General features: G+C 46.5%; 1 protein-coding gene. It reads right to left on the minus strand.

Features of this window, described 5'->3' with window-relative positions:
• Window positions 1–475: FtsW/RodA/SpoVE family cell cycle protein (locus R7Q09_RS26480; protein ID WP_318143984.1), on the minus strand; the 475-nt coding region annotated here is incomplete at its 3' end.
• Window positions 476–634: the final 159 nt, after the last annotated feature.

A 634-nucleotide genomic window follows, 5' to 3' on the forward strand; every position in this document is an offset into this window, starting at 1 on the left:
TAAAGATCGCACCATCCAGATCGGGTTGCAGAGCGATCAACCCTGCGGGAACCAAGGTAATCATCAAACAAAGCGCGATTTTACGAAAGTCAGGTCTGCCGCCTTCCAGGTGCAGCATCCAAGCGATCATGATCGGAATCGACAACTTAATTAATTCCGAAGGTTGAAAACGAAAAAAGCCGATATCTAGCCATCGTTGTGAACCGTTAGTGCTGTCACCAAACAGCGCGACGGCCAGCAGTAACGACACGGCGACAAAATACAAGTATGGTGCCGAGCGTTGATAACTGGCAGCTGGAATGGATGACATCACCAGAATACACACCAGTGTCAGTGCGCAGCGGGCTAAGTGTTTAAAGAGCATGGATTCATCGAAACCACTGGCGCTCCATAGCGTCAGCGAACTCAATAACATGATCGGAATTATCGCCATCAAAAGTGGCAAATCGATTCTTGGAAAGAAACGCTTGTTCATTTACTACAACCTAAAAACGCTCTCAAAAGAGCGAAAACAACCAGAACTCAAGAGAGTTCAAACTATTCCGATGCTAAGAATCCAATAGGTCGGGTATGTTGGCTTTCTTAGATTTGTTGAAAGTGAAAGCACAACAGGCCTGTTCACAGATGCGGCGCA

The sequence above is a fragment of the Vibrio sp. 2130-1 genome (genome assembly GCF_033339515.1).